General features: G+C 37.9%; 1 pseudogene. It reads right to left on the minus strand.

The features are described 5' to 3' along the window. Positions 1–219, minus strand: a pseudogene (locus GOQ24_RS17025) (IS21 family transposase); the annotation flags it as partial.

Raw genomic sequence — 219 nt, forward strand, 5'->3', positions numbered from 1 at the left:
CTTGCACAAGCCTCTACATAAGTATATTGACTAGCGCCTAGAGTGGCTACAAAAACTTCTACTTTACTAATATTTCCTGTTTGTGGGCATACAATTTCTAATCTCTTCCCTGCATAGTCAATGAATAGCTTTTCACCTGCTTTATGCTCAATAGGTACATAACCTTTTCCTTGAGCACACCAATTACTATAAGCCTCACAAAACCTACTATATTGGACC

It is taken from the genome of Myroides sp. LoEW2-1 (assembly GCF_009767705.1).
In the GTDB taxonomy this organism is placed as follows: Bacteria; Bacteroidota; Bacteroidia; order Flavobacteriales; family Flavobacteriaceae; genus Flavobacterium; species Flavobacterium album_A.